Genomic DNA, 18,136 nt, shown 5'->3' with positions numbered 1-18,136 from the left:
CAGTGCACGCGTGGGCAATCTCATCCGAGTTCGTTGCGGTAATGGTGCGTGTCGGTGCGGTAGAGCCCACGTCGCAGTTCCATGGGTGCATCGTGGTAGGTGTGGGCTACTCGCTCCACGCTGAGCAATGGCGTGCCCGGTGCTACGTCGAGCAATTTCGACTGCTGCGCGTCGGGCAGCACGGCTCGGATTTTTTCTTCGGCCCGCACCATCCGTACGCCGAATTCGGCTTCGAAGAGCGCATACATCGGCCCACGGGAAGCTCTCAGGCGTTCTGTCGTCAGTCCCTTGAAGGGCGCGCCGGGCAACCACAGGTCTTCGAGAATGGTGGGTACGCCCGCATAGGCCAGCACGCGCCGCACCTGCAACACGCCGTCGCCTGTGCGCAAGGCCAGCGCTCGCGCGACGTCCGCCGAAGCGCGTTGCCGCTTGCAGTCGACGATGGTGCGCTGGGCAGGCCCTTCTGCATCGGTGTCACCAGAATCCGGCACGAGCTTCAAGAAGCGGTACTGGACCTGGTGCTCGGCATGCGTCGCGACGAAAGTGCCCTTGCCTTGGCGCCGCACGACGAGGTTCTCTGACGCGAGTTCGTCGATCGCTTTGCGCACAGTTCCCTGGCTGACCCTGAAACGCGCTGCCAAGTCCATCTCGCTCGGAATCGGTTCGCCCGGCTTCCATTCGCCGGCTTGCAAGCTCTGCAATATCAGCGCCTTGATCTGCTGGTACAACGGGCTAAAAGAGGGCGTCACGGCTTCGAGGACAGTGCGGTTGTTCATTCAATGAGACGATGCACCGCGGCGGTGCTGGCCTTCAATCTTATATAAGACATAAGACGGGCGCCATCGAAACCTCGAATGGGCATAAAATGCCGGCCGGCCCTGCGCCTCCCGACACCCGTCCGCCACCTGTTTCTCACCTTCTGGAGTCTCCCCATGAGCAAAAAACCCGTCCGCGTTGCCGTCACCGGCGCAGCCGGCCAAATCGGTTACGCCCTGTTGTTTCGCATCGCTTCCGGCGAAATGCTCGGCAAAGACCAACCGGTCATCCTGCAACTGCTCGAAGTGCCGGTTGAAGGCCCGCAAAAAGCGCTCAAAGGCGTGATGATGGAACTCGACGATTGCGCTTTCCCGCTGCTCGTCGGCATGGAAGCCCATGGCGATCCGATGACGGCTTTCAAGGATGCCGACTACGCTTTGTTGGTCGGCTCGCGCCCCCGCGGGCCGGGCATGGAACGCGCTGAACTCCTGGCCGTCAACGGCGCGATCTTCACGGCGCAAGGCAAGGCGCTCGACGCCGTCGCCAGCCGCAACGTCAAGGTTCTGGTGGTCGGCAACCCAGCCAACACCAATGCCTACATCGCGATGAAGAGCGCGCCGGGCCTGCCCGCCAAGAACTTCACCGCCATGCTGCGCCTGGACCACAACCGCGCTGCCAGCCAGATCGCCGCCAAGACCGGTAAGCCGGTGGCCGACATCGAAAAGCTGACCGTGTGGGGCAATCATTCGCCCACGATGTACGCCGACTACCGCTTCGCGACCATCAACGGCGAGAGCGTCGCCAAGATGATCAACGACCAGGAATGGAACGCCAACACCTTCTTGCCGACCGTCGGCAAGCGCGGCGCTGCCATCATCGAAGCGCGCGGATCGTCGTCGGCAGCTTCGGCTGCCAACGCCGCCATCGACCACATGCGCGACTGGGCCCTGGGTACCCACGGCAAATGGGTGACGATGGGCATCCCGTCGAATGGCGAATACGGCATTCCGAAAGACGTCATGTTCGGCTTCCCGGTCACCTGTGAAAACGGTGAATACAAGATCGTCGAAGGCTTGGTGATCGACGCCTTCAGCCAGGAGCGCATCGACAAGACGCTCAAGGAACTGACCGACGAACAAGCCGGCGTCGCTCACCTGCTCTGATCGCGTCGCCGATGCTCGAGCTGCGGCGCCAGACATGAAGACAGCCCATCCCGGCGACGTGCTGTTGGGTGCGCAGGCTGGCGCGATCGTGCTGCCGGTCTGCGATCACTACAGTGGCGTCGAAGCCCGTATGAAAAAAAGTCTCGCGCTACAGGCCGACATGGCCGAAGAGTTCGGCGCTTGTGTCTTCGATGTGACGCTCGACTGCGAAGACGGCGCGCCGGTCGGCGGTGAATCCGAACACGCTGCGCTGGTAACCGAACTCGCGTTGGGCGCCAAGCCCGGCATGCGCGTCGGTGTGCGGGTGCATCCTGTCGACCATCCTGCGTTTCCGGGTGACGTGATGACCATCGCCGGTCGTGCCGCGGGCAGCTTGAGCCATCTGATGGTGCCGAAGGTCGAGTCGATCGCCGATGTGCTGCAAGCCGTCGCTGCACTCGACGCGGTCGATGCAGAGGCATTGCCGCTGCACGTGCTGATCGAATCGCCGCTGGCAGTGCACAACGCCTTCGAGATCGCTGCGCATCCACGCGTGCAGTCGCTCAGCTTTGGACTGATGGATTTCGTTTCGGCACATGCCGGCGCGATTCCGGCCGATGGCATGGGTGCCATCGGGCAGTTCGTTCATCCGCTGGTGGTGAGCGCCAAGCTGGCCATCGCCTCGGCGGCGCATGCGTACGGCAAGGTGCCGTCGCATTGCGTCGTGACCGAATTCAGCGACATCGATGCGATGCGCGCTGCCGCAAAAAAAGCGGCGACCCTGTTCGGCTACACCCGGATGTGGAGCATCCACCCGAACCAGATCCGACCCATCCTCGACGCGTTTGCGCCTGACGAAGCGCAGATCCACGTCGCGACAAGAATCTTGCTGGCCGCAGTCGGCGCAGACTGGGCGCCGGTCAGCTTCGAAGGCGCGCTGCACGACCGCGCCAGCTATCGCCATTTTTGGCAAGTCCTCGCGCGCGCGCACGCTACCGGGCGCGCGCTCCCCTCTGAAGCCCAGGCCTGGTTTGCTGGCCCGGATTCCTGAACCCCACGAACCTCATCAAGGAGACTCCATGAAAAAACTCGCTCTGATCGCCGCCCTCGCGCTGGCCTTGCCGTTGGCAGCCATTGCGCAAACTGCGACCACCGCAAAGCCCGCCGCAACGACGGCGGCTACGAAGCAAGCGGCCGCAAAAACCGAGCCCAAGAAGCGCCAGGTCACGCGCCGCGCAGCCAAGGCAGTGGAAGAAGTGACGCCTGTGAGCCAGGAAGTCGACGTCGAATTGTCCGAGGCCGATCTGGCCGTCGCCCGTCGCGTTTCGGTCGGCCGCGCGCAGTGCGAACTCGGCGCCGATGTGTCGGTGCAGCTCGACGAAAAGAAGCCGGGCTATTTCTCCGTGAGCACCAAGAATCAGCGTTTCCGCATGCACCCGGTCGAAAGCCGCACCGGCGCCATTCGCCTCGAAGACCCACGCCAGGGCGCGGTGTGGCTGCAGCTCGGCAACAAGTCGATGCTGATGAACCAGTCGGCCGGCTTGCGCATCGCCGACGAATGCCAGACGGCAGAGCAGGTCGCGTTTGCGGAAGAAATGAAGAAGAACCCGCCGAAGAGCTTGTTCGAGGGCGCGGATGCACCAGCCAATACCAAGAGCACTGAAGTTGCGACCCAGGCGGCCGCTCCTGCTCCGACCTCGACCGCGAAAAAGCCCGTCAAGAAGTAATCGCTGCCCTACCGCTGGGGGCCTGTCCCGCGGCGCGGCTCTTGCTTGTCGCTCGAGCCGCTCCGCTTTCCGCCCCTGCTTTCCGGCAGTCCCAATCTGCCCCGTTCTGGAGAAAAAGATGTTGCAAGCCTACGTTGATCATGTTGCCGAGCGCGCTGCACTCGGCATTCCGCCGCTGCCGCTCACCGCGCAGCAAACGTCCGAAGTCATCGAGCTCATGAAAAACGCGACGTCGAAAGACGGCGAGTTTTTGCTCAACCTGATCACCTACCGCGTGCCTGCCGGCGTCGACGACGCGGCCAAGGTCAAGGCCAGCTATCTGGCGGCCGTGGCGCACGGCACCGAAAAGACGTTGCTGATGTCGCGTGCCCGTGCGACCGAACTGCTCGGCACCATGCTCGGCGGCTACAACATCAGCCCGATGGTCGACCTGCTCGACGACCCGGAAGTCGGGCCGGTCGCAGCCGAAGGCTTGAAGAAAACCCTGTTGATGTTCGACCAGTTCCACGACGTCAAGGAAAAGGCCGACAAGGGCAATGCCAACGCCATCGCCGTGCTGCAAAGCTGGGCCGATGCCGAATGGTTCACCAGCCGGCCCGAAGTTCCGCAAAGCATCACCGTCAGCATCTTCAAGGTGCCCGGTGAAATCAACACCGACGACCTGTCGCCGGCGCCCGATGCCTTCAGCCGCCCCGACATTCCGATGCACGCGTTAGCCATGCACAAGAACGCACGCCCCGGCCTCGATGAGCGTGCCTTGCCCGAAGAAGACGGCAAGCGCGGCCCGGTGAAGTTCATCGGGGACCTGCGGGCCCGCGGCAACCTCGTGGCCTATGTCGGCGACGTGGTCGGCACCGGCTCCAGCCGCAAGAGCGCCACCAACTCGGTGTTGTGGTTCACCGGCGAAGACATCCCGTACGTGCCCAACAAGCGCTTCGGCGGCGTCTGCCTGGGCGGCAAGATCGCGCCGATCTTCTACAACACGATGGAAGACTCGGGCGCACTGCCGATCGAGCTCGACGTGAGCCAGATGGAAATGGGCGACGTGGTCGAGCTGCGTCCCTACGACGGCAAGGCATTGAAAGACGGCAAGGTCATCGCCGAGTTCCAGGTCAAGAGCGACGTGCTGTTCGACGAAGTGCGCGCCGGTGGCCGAATTCCTTTGATCATCGGACGCGGCCTGACGACCAAGGCGCGTGAAGCGCTCGGCCTGCCGGTGTCGACCCTGTTCCGCTTGCCGATCAGCCCGGTCGACACGCACAAAGGCTTCACGCTTGCGCAAAAGATGGTCGGCCGCGCCTGCGGTCTGCCAGTGGTCGACGGCAATCAGCAGGGCGTACGCCCCGGCACCTATTGCGAGCCGAAGATGACCAGCGTGGGCTCGCAAGACACGACCGGCCCGATGACTCGTGATGAGCTGAAAGACCTGGCCTGTCTGGGCTTCAGCGCCGACCTCGTCATGCAGTCGTTCTGCCACACCGCGGCGTATCCGAAAAAGGTCGACGTCAAGATGCACCACGAGCTGCCAGACTTCATGGCCACGCGTGGCGGCGTCTCGCTGCGCCCTGGCGACGGCGTGATCCACAGTTGGTTGAACCGCCTGCTTACGCCCGACACCGTCGGCACCGGCGGCGACAGCCACACGCGCTTCCCGATCGGCATCAGCTTTCCGGCCGGCTCCGGACTGGTGGCTTTTGCTGCCGCCACCGGCGTGATGCCGCTGGACATGCCCGAGTCGGTGCTGGTGCGCTTCAAGGGCAAGATGCAACCCGGCGTCACCTTGCGCGACCTGGTCAACGCGATCCCGCTGTACGCCATCAAGGCCGGCCTGTTGACTGTCGCCAAGCAAGGCAAGGTCAATGTGTTCTCAGGCCGCATCCTGGAGATCGAAGGCCTGCCCGACCTCAAGGTCGAACAGGCTTTCGAGCTCAGTGACGCATCGGCCGAACGCTCGGCGGCAGGCTGCACGGTGCACCTGAACAAGGAGCCGATCATGGAGTACATCAACAGCAACATCACGTTGATGCGCTGGATGATCGCCGAAGGCTATGCAGACGGCCGCACTCTGGCGCGCCGCATCGCTGCGCAAGAAGCCTGGCTGCGCGACCCGCAGTTGATGAAGGGCGACGCCGATGCGGACTACGCCGCCGTCATCGAGATCGACCTGGCCGACATCCACGAACCGATCTGTGCCTGCCCTAACGACCCGGATGATGTGAAGACGCTGTCCGACGTGGCGGGCGTGCAGATCGACGAAGTGTTCATTGGCTCGTGCATGACCAACATTGGTCACTTCCGCGCGGCGTCAAAGCTGCTCGAAGGCAAGCGCGACATTCCGGTCAAGCTGTGGATCGCACCGCCGACCAAGATGGATGCGCAGCAGCTGAGCGAAGAAGGCCACTATGGCGTGTTCGGCAATGCCGGCGCGCGCACCGAGATGCCGGGCTGCTCGCTGTGCATGGGCAACCAGGCGCAGGTACGCGAAGGCGCGACGGTCATGTCGACCAGCACCCGGAACTTTCCCAACCGACTGGGCAAGAACTCCAACGTATACCTGGGCAGCGCCGAGCTGGCCGCTATTTGCTCGCGCCTCGGTCGCATCCCGACCAAGGCAGAGTACATGGACAGCGTCGGCGTGCTCGATGCGTCGAGCGCACAGATCTATCAGTATCTCAACTTCGACAAGATCGAGGAATACCAGGCGGTGGCGGACACCGTAGCGGCCTGACCTGACGGCCACCGCGGCGCCTGCCCATAAAAAAGCCCCGCGTCGCGGGGCTTTTTTTTGACCGCGGACCGGCCTTAGTCGCTGCACGGCGACCGGATCCGGAGCCTCAGGTCACGTTCAGTTTCTTGTGCTCGCCCAGATCTTTCAGTGGCTCGCCGGTCATCGCGGCTTTGGCTATCTTGAAGAGCTGGACCATCTTGCTGTCGGTAACGTCCCAGTATTCCGCATCGAGGATCTTGACGGCGAGCAAACCCACGTTCGGGTCGGTCGGACCCTTGGGAAACCACGCCTTGGCGGCAGGGTTGAACAGTTCGTTCTTCTTGGCCTGATCTTCCAGCAGCGACGCCTGACCCGTGACAGACACATAGCTGTCGGCATCGGTGTTGGCATACGCCACGTTCACGCTGCCGTCGCTCGCCACGTGCCGGGCGATGTCGCCATCTTTCGGCACGAAGAAGTAGAGCGTCGAAGCCTCATCGACCTTTTTGTTCTGCGTGGTCAGCGGGTGACTGTGCAACTGACCGTCGCTATGACGGTGGGTCAGCATGCCGAAGCGCGTGTCCTTGATCAGGTCGAAGAGCTTGTCGTGTTCGTTGGTGGTGGTCATGTTCGGTGGTCTGCCAGTGAGGTTTGAAAAACCGAACGTACGAGCCTGATGGCGCTGCGGACAGTTGCCTATGACGCGACCTTGTGTCATCCCATGCTGACGAATGAGGTCTTACGTACACAAGCATGAATTAGTAAGAAGGCGTTCGTTTGTTCGTCATGAACACAACGTTCGAGGATCGAGTCGAGTGCCGACGCGGGTTATTTACACAATGAGCACTAACATTCACATCTTATTGACAACTCTTGCAAGCATTGCAGTGCCACTGTGAATGCTTAAGTGTTAAGTGGATCTCACGAATGCCGCCCCTGACCCGTCTCGCTTCACTTCTTCGGCCGCAATCGCACCGTTACGCACTCGAAAGCCGCCAACTGTTCGACGGAGCCGCGCTCGTGGTGGCAGCCGCCGCTCATTCCGCAGATTCAACCGACGGCCATCACGCCGAGGCGCCGCTTCCTCCGCCCGCTGCTGCATCTGTTTCGCCGCTCGTGCCGCCGGCCAATCGCGGTGTGGACCATGCCGCGGACCACAGCACCCAAAGCACTCCCGCGATATCGACGGAGTCTGCCGACCGCTCCATCGCCGCCTTGGCGATTGCACCGTCGACTGAAACCGCTCCTCACGTCGTGTATGTCGTAGACCAGAGCGTGGCCGACTGGCAGCAGATCGTCGGCGCGTTGCCCAAGGGCAGCGATGTGATCCTGATCGACGCGAACTCCGACGGCGCAACGCAACTTGCGAACGCGCTCAGGGGTCGCACCGATATCAGCGCGCTGTCGATCGTGAGCCACGGCGCTGCCGGCGAAATCACGCTCGGCAACAGCACGATCACGACCGACAACATCGCCGAACATGCCGCGGCATGGCAAGCCATCGGCGCCAGCCTGACCGCCAATGGCGACATCCTTTTGTACGGATGCGACGTGGCCCAGCAAGGCAATGGCCTGCTGCTGCAGATGGCAAGCCTGACCGGGGCCGACATCGCGGCCTCCACCAACGCGACCGGTGCGGCGCGGCTGGGCGGCGACTGGACGCTCGAAGCATCGGTCGGCCACATCGAGGCCAAGCCCTTCGCCGACGCTGGATACGACGGCCTGCTGGCGCAGCCGACGGTCGACACGACCGTGACCAAGCTCAACGTCGCCGAGCCGAGCACGCTGAATGCACCCGGCGCCGACGCGGTGCAGTTGAGTGGCTGGACCATTGCCGATGCATCGGGCAACGTGTCCGTCACCGTGTCCGTCGACGGCGTGGTCAACGGCGCGGCAGACGGCAATCCCGACACGATCGTCGGCGGCCTGACGGCGGGCGCCACCGGCAATGCCGCGTCGTCGCTGTCCTTCAGCGGGACCGTGGCAGCGGCCAACACCTGGCTCAACGGCATCGTCTTTCATGCGACCGACACCGAACTCGGCGTGACCGCCGCACAAGCCGTCATCAGGGTGACCGTTGCCGACTCGGCGACGCCGTCCCTCACCGCGACGAAGACGCTGTCCGTCACGGTCACGCCTTCCAACGACCCGACCGTTCTGGGCGACTCGTCGCAAAGCGTGGCCGAGGTGGGCAGCACGGTACTGACTGCCACGACGCTCAACGCCCGCGACCCGGAAGTCGATGCCGCGACACCGACGCAAACGCCCGGACAGATCGTCTATTCGGTCACTGGCAACCCGCGCTACGGCTATCTCTCGCTGGACGGCAACCGACTCGGCGTGGGCTCGGTCTTCACGCAGGCGGACGTGATCGCGAACCACGTGATCTACGTGCACACCGGCATCGGCGCCGACCAGAACACCGCCGACAGCTTCACGGTCAAGGTGAACGACGGCGCGACGCCTGCCAACCTTTCAGACCCCGCCACCATCACGCTGAACATCACGCCGTTCAACCAGCTGCCAACGGCCTCGGGCTCGGGAAACATCTACGAAGGCCAGCCTGCCAATGCGCACGACGGTGCCACGGCGCAGTCGGATGTCGGCAGCTTCATCACCGCCTCGGGAGGTGGCGACGATGCCGATGGCACGCTCACCGTTCGCCTCACTGCGCTGCCGACAGACGGCACGCTTTTCTTCGCAGGCACGGTCACGCTGACCGACGGCTCGACCGTGACGTACACCACCGGCCACCTGGTCACGGCGGACGACATCACGGCCGGTTTCACCTTCGCCTACACGGCGCGCGGCGGACTCACCTACAGCAACACCGGCAACCGCGACCAGGACCCTTCGACGCCCTATCCGTACGCCGATGGTTTCGATGTGGTGGTCGCAGACGGCGGCGGCGGCACGGGCACGCCTGGCGTCACGGGCACGACCCATATCGGCATCAACGTGCGCCCTATCGACGACGACCCGGTTCTGACGTCATCGCCGACGCCGGTCGCTACGGTGACGGCGGCGGGGGACAACTTGGGAACGTATCGCGGGCCGTATGCCGTCACGCTCACGACCGCGCTGCTCAACGCGACGGATGTGGACTCGAGCGACGACCGGCTGACTTTCGCGGTCACGTCGCAGGCCGGGCTCGATCAGGGCTCGCTGTTGCTCGACGGCAAGTTGCTGCCCATCGGTGGCGTCTTCACCATGGCCGATGTGCGCGCCGGTCGCGTGCAGTACGTGCAAACGGCAGGCGCGGTCGCAGGAGACACCGACACCTTCGATTTCCAGCTGGTCGACAACACCCAGAGCCTGCGCTGGAACAGCGACGGCACCAGCCTGCAGCGCGTGGGCGGTGTCTACGACGACCGCGGTACACCGGGCAATCTGGCGGACGACCATCTGCACACCTTCAACTTCACCATCGACCTGCAGCCGACGCCGACCGGAAACACCTCCCAGTTCACGGCGCCGACCTACCTCGCTGCGCACGCGGACTCCTCGTACGCCGGCACCAACACCTCGGGGTCAGCGCGTGGTGTGCTGGACGAAAACGGCTCGGTGGTTCTGGGCGGGACCGGCTCCGACTTCACGGCCGCGCCGGGCTTGAGCTACACCGTCGACGGCGTGCCACCGTCGCAGGTGGTCTACACCATCCTCGGGCTCGACGGCGTCAGCGACCCCAACTGGAACGGCGCTATCGAGCGCCTGGTCGGCGGTAGCTGGATCAAGCTCAATGCGTACGACACCTTCACGCAGGCCGACCTGAACAACGGTGCGGTCCGCTACGAACACAACCCCGACAGCGAAGACTTCGAGTCGAGCGTGCGACTGTCTGCGTCGGCCGGCGTGCTGGTGGCGGACCCTGCCAATCCCGGTACCGTGCACCCCGACAACTGGACCACCACCTTCAGTTTCTTCATCAAACCGGTGAACGACGCGCCGGTGGTGACCGGCGGGTCGGCCGCGGTGGTCGCCGAAGGCGCGACGGTAGGCATCACGACGGGGCAACTCCGTATTTCAGACCCGGACGACGCGACCAGCGAGCCCTACCTCGAAGGCACCACGGCGCTTGCGGGCGGCGGTACCAACTACGCCGTCAACAACGATGCGACCGGCGCCAACGCGCTGAAGTTCGTCATCGACACTGCGCCTGCAGGCGGCACCCTGCAGTACTCCACCGATGGCGGCGGCCACTGGAACAACGTCGTCATCGGGTCCACGCTCATCGATGCATCGCTGATCACCGGCGACGCCGGCACCACGGGCCTGCGCTTCGTCAGCAACGGCTCGGAGACGCGCAGCGCCTCGTTCAACCTGCACGCCGTCGATCGCTGGGGCGCTTCGTCGAACACCGGCCCGGTCAACATCCAGATCACCAACGTCAACGACCCGCCGACGATCGCGGCAAGGCCCGACCTGGCCGATCCGACGGTGCCGTCGGACTCGCCCAATGCCGTCGCAGCCCCATCCAACCATGCGCCGACCAACGATCCGCTCTATGTGAACGAAGGCGGCAAGGCCGTCATCAGCTCGGCGCTCTTGCAGGCCTACGACCCCGACAGCACCGCCACACAGGTGCAATACCGCATCACGAGCGCGCCGGCACACGGCTACGTCGCGTACTCCACCGATGGCGGCGCGACGGTCAAAGTGCTCGGCGTCAACTCGTCGTTCACCCAGGCCGACATCGAAGCCGGCCGGGTCTTCTACGTGCACGACGGCACCGAAACCGCCGGTACGGCGTACGCCACCGGGCAAGACGACAAGTTCACCTTCGCGCTGTCCGACGGCGGCGGCGAACAGGCGAACACCGAGTTCTGGATCTACGTCACGCCGACCAACGATGCACCGGTGGTGACGGCACCGGCCGGCCCGATCGCTCTCGCCAGCACGATCGCAGCAGACAACCCGGTCGCGGGCTTCAGCGTGGCCGACCCCGACCTCGTTGCTATCACGGCGGGTGAGCAGGACTTCATCCAGGTGACGGTGCGCCTGCTCAACAGCACCGGAACGGCTTTCGGCGCCAGTGATTACACGGGTGTGACGATCGACACCACCACACTGGGGAGCGCCACACGCGATGGCGACAAAGACGGCGCGGGCGACTACCTCACGTTGAGGGGCACGCGCGCCGAGGTGAATACGGCGCTCGCCGGGCTCACCGTCACCTTCGGCAGCGACCGTGACGCGGTCTACCAGGTCCAGGTGATCGCCGACGACCGCTTGCGCGATGGTGCGGGCGTGTTGACCACAGGCGCCAACGGCGGCACGTTGAACGACACCGTCGACCCGGCGACCACCGATGCGCCGGTGCCGACCACCGCGTACACGTGGTACGGCAACGCGGTGCCGACCACCGGCGACATCGTCGGCAACATCTCGGCGGCCTCGGTGCGTGTGTATGCATCGGACGTGAACGAGGCCGTCGCGACGAGCGCGCCTTCATCCAAGACCGTCTACGAAGACCAACCCACTTACATCGGCGGCGGCTTCGCCGTGTCGGACGCCGAGTCGGCTGCATTCGATACGCCCGTGAGCGTGACCTTCACGGTGCCCAGCGGCACCCTGGGCGTGGGCGGCAGTGCGACGCAGGGAAGCGTCACGCTGAGCGGCCATCAGGCGGTGACGGTGCAGGGCGACAACACCGGCGCATTGGTGCTGACCGGCCGTGCCAGCGACATCGAGTTTCTGCTCAACAGCGGCGCGGCGACCGGGCTGACTTACCAGAGCGCCTTGAACGTCAACAACGACCTCAATGGCACGACCGCTGGCGATGTCACCTTGCGCATGTCGGTCGACGACAGCGGCTCACGCATCGGCGGGGACGTCGGCAGCGGCAGCGTTTCGAACGTGCCGGCGGACCTGACGATCGCGCTGACGATCGTGCCGGTCAACGATGCGCCCGTCGTGTCGCTTACCGGTGGCGCCGTGGCCGACACGCCGCTGTTTCTCACCGGCGGCACCGCACCTTCCGCCGTCACCGGCTTCGACGTCAACGACCTCGACATCACCAACGACATCGACAACGGCGCCGGCAACACCGCCGACGTGACCACCGGGGAAGTCGACTTCCTGCAGGTGACCGTGCGCATCACCGAAACCAACGGCACGCCGTTGGCCGCCGGAGCCTACGTCGGCGCGGTCGTCATCCAGTCGGACCACACGGTCGCGGGCCTGAGCGTCGATAGCGTTTACAGCGGCACTGGAAGCGCGCTGGTCATCCGTGGCACGCGGGCACAGGTGCAGAGCTATTTGGATGGCCTGCAGGTGGCGCTGGAGGGCACGCTGGCCAATACCGACAAGGGCTATCACGTCGAAGTCATTGCCGACGACCGCTTGCGCGATGCATTGGGCAACCTGACAGGCACGGCCGCCAATGGCGGCGAGAACGCGAGCCTGCCCGCCAACGGAACGACACCCGTGCCGATCACGGCGGTGGACCCCTATGCAGCGACGACCAGCGACATCGCGGCACTGAGCGCCAACGTGAGCCGGGGCTACCGCACGGTGTTTCCGTCGGCCCTCAACGACCCCTCGCACATCGACGGCACACCGCTCACGGTGGCCGAGGCCGGTGGCACGGTCACGCTCAACAACATCGACATCAGCGACCAGGATGCGCAGGCCACGAGCATCCTGACGGCCACCGTCTCGGTGCCGTCGGGCTTCGCGATCACGGCCGTCGGCGGCGCCGGCGGCACGGCCGTGATTTCTGGCGATGGCCTGTCGGTCGTGTTGACCGGCACGCTGACCCAGATCAACAACCGCGTCGACACCATCGTGGTTCGGTTGCCGGACCCCGATGCGGGCGGCCCGGGCACTTCGGCCGACTGGAACGGCACCTTCGCGGTGACCGTGGTGGTCGACGACAACGGGAACACGGGCGCGCGACCCGGCGTGCTGGCGCCGAGCAGCAATAGCGACCATGGCGTCTATTCGTACGAGAACGGCACGGACAACCATCTCGTCACGACGCGCACCTTCGACGTCACCGTCACGCCGACCAACGACGCACCGGTGCTGGGCGGCACGACGGGCATTCGCGACGTGGCGGAATATCCCAATGCGGCCAACACGCCCGGTGTGCCGGAGGTCCGGCTGGTCACTGCAGGCTCCGCGATCCTGTACGACGTCGACCTGTCGACCACGCCGGGCCTGCCCGCTTTCGGCTCTGGCAGCGTCACCGTCAGCCTGGGTGCGACCTACTTCACCGGGGATGAACTGGTCGTCTCCGGGCTTTCCGGCACGCCGCTTCCGGCAGGCTTCTCGGTCAGTGGCGGCACCGGCGGCACGCCGCTGGTCATCACTTTCGGCCCGAGCACCACGGCGGCACAAGTCCAGGACGCCATCGAGCGCGTGGCCTATCGCAGCAGCAACGACAACCCGACCCACTACGACACGCCGGCCAATCGCGACCGCAGCTACACCATCGTGGTGAACGACGGGAACAACACGCAGGTCGGCGGCGCCAACGCAGGCGGACCCGCAGCGCTCGACAGCAACGTGCTGGCCGGCACCATCCGCATCACCGCGGTCGACGATCTGCCGGTCGCGCACGACGACACACGCTCGGTCGGCGAAGACACCGCACCGATCACCGGCAACGTGATCGCGCTCGGCGCGGCCGGCGACGTGGCTGACACCGACGTCGACAACCGCATCGCGGATCTGTCGATCGGCGCTGTGCGAACCGGGTCTGAAGCCGGCACCGGCACGGCGGGCACGGTCGGGTCCGGCCTCGCCGGCGCGTACGGCACGCTGGTGCTCAACGCCGACGGCAGCTACACGTACGCGGTCGACAACGCGAACCCGACGGTCAACGCATTGAAGAACGGGCAGACGCTCACCGAGGTCTATACGTACACGCTGTCGGACGGCCATGGTGGCATCGACACCGCGCAGCTGACCATCACCATCCAGGGTCGCACCGATGGCGCACCGGTCATTACGCCGGTCGATGGCAACGGCGTTGCCACGGGCCAGGCGACTGTCTTCGAATCGGGACTGACGCCCGACGGTCCCGGCGGGCAAAGCCGCACTACCACCGGCTCGATCACGGTGAGTGCACCGGACGGATTGAAGAGCATCGATGTCGGCGGCGTCGACGTGACCGCAGCGCAGCTCGCCGCCTTGACGCCGGCCGCGCCGATCGTCATCGACACGGGCAAGGGCACTTTGTCGCTCATCGGTTTTTCAGGCGGCAGCCTGGCCTACAGCTACACGCTGAACGCCACGCAATCGCAGCCGGCGGGCGCCACTGAAAGCGTCGACACCATTGCCTTGGTGGTGACCGACCTGGCCAGTGCGCCGGGCACCGGCACGGCCGGCGGCACGCTGACCGTTCGCATCGTCAACGACGTGCCCACGGCCCGGCCCGATACGGCCACGATCATCGAAGACGCGACGCCCGGCACGGTCGGTGGCAACGTGTCCACGAACGACCGCATCGGCGCAGACGGCGCTGCCGCGGGCGGCCCGGTGACGGCGGTCGGCTTCGGTGGAACGAACGGCACCGTGGGCAACGCGCTTGCGACCGCCTACGGCACGGTCACGCTGAATGCCGACGGCAGCTACGTCTATACGCTGGACAACACCAACCCGACCGTCAACGCACTGAAGACCGGCCAGACGCTGACCGAGGTGGTGAACTACACCATCACCGATGGCGACGGCAACACGTCGCCGACGACGCTCACCATCACCATCCAGGGCCATACCGATGGCGCACCGGCCATCACGCCGGTCGATGGCAACGGCGGATCGAGCGGGCAGGCCACGGTGTTCGAATCGGGTCTCACCTCGGATGGTCCTGCCGGGGAAAGTCGTACCGCCACAGGCGCCGTGACCGTCAGCGCCGCGGACGGCTTGAAAACAGTGAGCGTGGGTGGCACCGTGCTGACCACGGCGCAACTCGCGGCGCTGTCGGGCGGCACACCGGTCAGCATCGCCACGGCCGATGGCACGCTGCTGTTGACGGGCTTCACGGTCGATTCGCGTGTCGGTGGTTCGCCCACGGGCGTACCCACCAGCGGCAGCCTGGCCTACAGCTACACGCTGAACGCCACGCAATCGCAGCCGGCGGGCGCCACTGAAAGCGTCGACGCCATTGCCTTGGTGGTGACCGACCTGGCCAGTGCGCCGGGCACCGGCACGGCCGGCGGCACGCTGACCGTTCGCATCGTCAACGACGTGCCCACGGCCCGGCCCGATACGGCCACGATCATCGAAGACGCGACGCCCGGCACGGTCGGTGGCAACGTGTCCACGAACGACCGCATCGGCGCAGACGGCGTTGCCGCGGGCGGCCCGGTGACGGCGGTCGGCTTCGGTGGAACGAACGGCACCGTGGGCAACGCGCTTGCGACCGCCTACGGCACGGTCACGCTGAATGCCGACGGCAGCTACGTCTACACACTGGACAACACCAACCCGACCGTCAACGCACTGAAGACCGGCCAGACGCTGACCGAGGTGGTGAACTACACCATCACCGATGGCGACGGCAACACGTCGCCGACGACGCTCACCATCACCATCCAGGGCCATACCGACGCAGCAGCCGGACCATCGATCGTGCCGGTCGATGGCAACGGTGCAGCCACTGGGCAAACCGATGTGCTCGAGCATGGACTGGTCGACGGGCCGGGCGGCCCCGACACCAGCGAGCGCAACACCGGCACCATCGCGGTCGCCGCGGCCGATGGATTGCGGTCGGTCACGATCGGTGGCACGGTCGTCACCGCAGCGCAGCTGCAGGCCCTCGGCACCACGCCGATCACGATCACAACGCCGGACGGCACGCTGACGCTCACCGGCTTCAACGGCGTCGTGCTGAACGGTGCGGTGCCGATCGCCGGCAACATCGTCTACACCTACACGCTGACCGGCCAGGTGGCGCAGCCGGGAGCAACCGAAAGCGTCGATGCAGTGGCGCTCACGGTGCTCGATGCGGGCGGCGGCACCAGCAGCGGTGTGCTGCAGGTGCGCGTCGTCGACGACGTGCCGGTCGCGGCCAACGACGCTGCGGCCGTGACCGAAGACGGACCGGCTACGGTGATCGGCAACGTGAAGAGCAACGACCTGAACGGTGCCGACAACGCCAACGGCGTGCCGGTGACGGGCATCGCTTTCGGCGGCACCATCGGCACCGTCGGCAGTCCACTGACAACGGCGTACGGCCACGTCGTCGTCAACCCCGATGGCAGCTACAGCTACACGCTCGACAACAGCAACCCGGCGGTGCAACACCTGATCGCCGGCGAGACGCTGACAGAGATCGTGCGCTATACCATCACCGATGCAGATGGTGACTCGTCGGCAGCCACGTTGACCATCACCATCAACGGGACGAATGACGTTCCCACGCTCAACATCCCCAACGGCGGCAGCGCTGGCAAGGGCGAGAGGGATGGGCCCACGACAACCGGCCGGGCAAGCGTGAGCGAACACGGCCTGGGCGATGCGGCCGACCCGAGCGAGACGGCCATCGGCCAATTCGTCATCGGCGCGCCCGACGGGCTCGACGGCATCGTGGTCGGTGGCACCGCGGTGACGCCGGCGCAGCTCGGCAATCTGGGCGGTGTGCCGGTGGTCATCGACACCCGCATCGGGCAGATCACCCTGACCGGCTACGACGCAACGACCGGCGTCGTCAGCTACAGCTACACGCTCGGCAGCAGGCAGCAGCACGGAGGTGGTCCGGTGACCGACCCGATCACCATCACGGTGCGCGACCGCGATGGCTACACCACCAGCGGCACGTTGACCGTGCTGGTCGTCGACGACGTGCCGACCGCGCGCAGCGACGCCGCCTCGATCGGTACTGCCTTGCCGGGCGCCACGGTGGCAGGCAATCTCGTCGGCGGCCCTGGCCGCGGGCCCGGCGACGTGGCCGATCGCATCGGTGCCGACTACACGCCGACGCCTGTCAGCGGCTTTTCGTTCGAAGGCCGTGCCGGGGTGGTCGGCGGTGCGCCGCTGGCCGGCGCCTACGGTTCGTTGCGCCTGGCCGCCGACGGCAGCTACACGTACGCGGTAAACGGCAGCAACGCCCGCGTGGCAGCGCTCGGCGAGGGCAAGACGTTGACGGAGGTGTTCAGCTACACCATCACCGATTCGGACGGCAGCACCAGCGTCGCGCAATTGGTGGTCACGATCAAAGGCGCGTCGTCGCGGCTGCCACCGGCCGGCGACCAAATCTGGCCGAGCGACTTCCGCACGCCGGTGCGCACCGTCACGCAGAGCATGCAGCCCGCGCTGTTCGTGCAGTTGGCGGTGCGCGAGTCGCAGCGCCTGAGCCAGACATTCACGGACGGCATCGCGACACGGGTTGCGGGCGGCATGGACCAGCCGTACGAAGAAGATCGCCGCGACGCCAGCACCTACAACTTCGGCATCACGCAGTACATGGACCCGGCCGAGCACGTGAGCCGCGACGGCGTTGCGTTCTCGCTGGCGATGGTGCGTGACGTCGAGTTGACGCTGGCGAAGAAGGGCCTCGGCGAAAGCGCGCTGGACGGTGACGGCAATGCGCTGTTCGGTCGGTTCAACGGCTTTGCCGGTGAGCGCATCGTCATTTCGGGTGCAGATGCATCGACGCAAGCAGTGGTGCTGCCTATCGCGACAACGGCCCGACCCGCGCGCTCTTTCACCGACCGGCTCCAGGCCACCGCCGCCGAGCGCGGCACGGTGCGTGACCGGGTCAAGGTGCAGCAGCACCATCGGGAACCGGTGCGCGTCAAAGTGCCCGCCGCGCCGCGATGAAGCAGCGCTCCCCCGTTTTTCAAGCCCCCGGAACC

7 protein-coding genes are annotated in these 18,136 nt (G+C 65.6%); 5 read left to right on the top strand and 2 right to left on the bottom strand.

Translation table 11 applies throughout. The annotated features are described in order from the left end of the window. Window positions 1–20 precede the first annotated feature (20 nt). Window positions 21–776, bottom strand: a complete 756-nt coding sequence (locus H7F36_RS21615; protein ID WP_187052693.1) for a GntR family transcriptional regulator — start codon at window positions 774–776, stop codon at window positions 21–23. Window positions 777–932: 156 nt separating this feature from the next. Between H7F36_RS21615 and H7F36_RS21610 the strand changes: the two genes are divergently transcribed. The 4 genes from H7F36_RS21610 to H7F36_RS21595 all read left to right on the top strand — a co-directional run bounded on the left by H7F36_RS21610 (window position 933) and on the right by H7F36_RS21595 (window position 6,353). Beyond that, window positions 933–1,919: a malate dehydrogenase gene (locus H7F36_RS21610; protein ID WP_187052692.1), complete on the top strand. Its 987-nt coding sequence runs from the start codon at window positions 933–935 to the stop codon at window positions 1,917–1,919. Window positions 1,920–1,953: 34 nt separating this feature from the next. Beyond that, window positions 1,954–2,949 carry an HpcH/HpaI aldolase/citrate lyase family protein gene (locus H7F36_RS21605; RefSeq protein WP_187052691.1) on the top strand — a complete coding sequence of 332 codons (996 nt, stop codon included), beginning with the start codon at window positions 1,954–1,956 and terminating at the stop codon, window positions 2,947–2,949. 28 nt (window positions 2,950–2,977) lie between these two features. Beyond that, the gene (locus H7F36_RS21600; RefSeq protein ID WP_261802432.1) at window positions 2,978–3,625 is read left to right on the top strand and encodes a hypothetical protein; all 648 of its coding nucleotides are present in this window, start codon (window positions 2,978–2,980) and stop codon (window positions 3,623–3,625) included. Window positions 3,626–3,743: 118 nt separating this feature from the next. Beyond that, the gene (locus H7F36_RS21595; protein WP_187052690.1) at window positions 3,744–6,353 is read left to right on the top strand and encodes a bifunctional aconitate hydratase 2/2-methylisocitrate dehydratase; all 2,610 of its coding nucleotides are present in this window, start codon (window positions 3,744–3,746) and stop codon (window positions 6,351–6,353) included. Between the two features lie 106 nt (window positions 6,354–6,459). Here the strand turns inward: H7F36_RS21595 and H7F36_RS21590 are convergent, their stop codons facing one another. Continuing rightward, window positions 6,460–6,960: a pyridoxamine 5'-phosphate oxidase family protein gene (locus H7F36_RS21590; protein ID WP_187052689.1), complete on the bottom strand. Its 501-nt coding sequence runs from the start codon at window positions 6,958–6,960 to the stop codon at window positions 6,460–6,462. 299 nt (window positions 6,961–7,259) lie between these two features. Here H7F36_RS21590 and H7F36_RS21585 point away from each other — a divergent pair, with 299 nt between their 5' ends. Continuing rightward, window positions 7,260–18,101, top strand: a complete 10,842-nt coding sequence (locus H7F36_RS21585) for a VCBS domain-containing protein (protein WP_187052688.1) — start codon at window positions 7,260–7,262, stop codon at window positions 18,099–18,101. Window positions 18,102–18,136 lie beyond the last annotated feature (35 nt).

The organism is Variovorax sp. PAMC28562 (assembly GCF_014303735.1).
GTDB lineage: Bacteria > Pseudomonadota > Gammaproteobacteria > Burkholderiales > Burkholderiaceae_C > Variovorax.
This window is presented reverse-complemented; position numbering and strand designations above follow the sequence as displayed.

Excerpts from the sequence above, each read along its gene's own strand:
- H7F36_RS21615 (WP_187052693.1), bottom strand. The coding sequence starts at position 776 with ATGAACAACCGCACTGTCCTCGAAGCCGTGACGCCCTCTTTTAGCCCG.
- H7F36_RS21610 (WP_187052692.1), top strand. The coding sequence starts at position 933 with ATGAGCAAAAAACCCGTCCGCGTTGCCGTCACCGGCGCAGCCGGCCAA.
- H7F36_RS21605 (WP_187052691.1), top strand. The coding sequence starts at position 1,954 with ATGAAGACAGCCCATCCCGGCGACGTGCTGTTGGGTGCGCAGGCTGGC.
- H7F36_RS21600 (WP_261802432.1), top strand. The coding sequence starts at position 2,978 with ATGAAAAAACTCGCTCTGATCGCCGCCCTCGCGCTGGCCTTGCCGTTG.
- H7F36_RS21595 (WP_187052690.1), top strand. The coding sequence starts at position 3,744 with ATGTTGCAAGCCTACGTTGATCATGTTGCCGAGCGCGCTGCACTCGGC.
- H7F36_RS21590 (WP_187052689.1), bottom strand. The coding sequence starts at position 6,960 with ATGACCACCACCAACGAACACGACAAGCTCTTCGACCTGATCAAGGAC.
- H7F36_RS21585 (WP_187052688.1), top strand. The coding sequence starts at position 7,260 with ATGCCGCCCCTGACCCGTCTCGCTTCACTTCTTCGGCCGCAATCGCAC.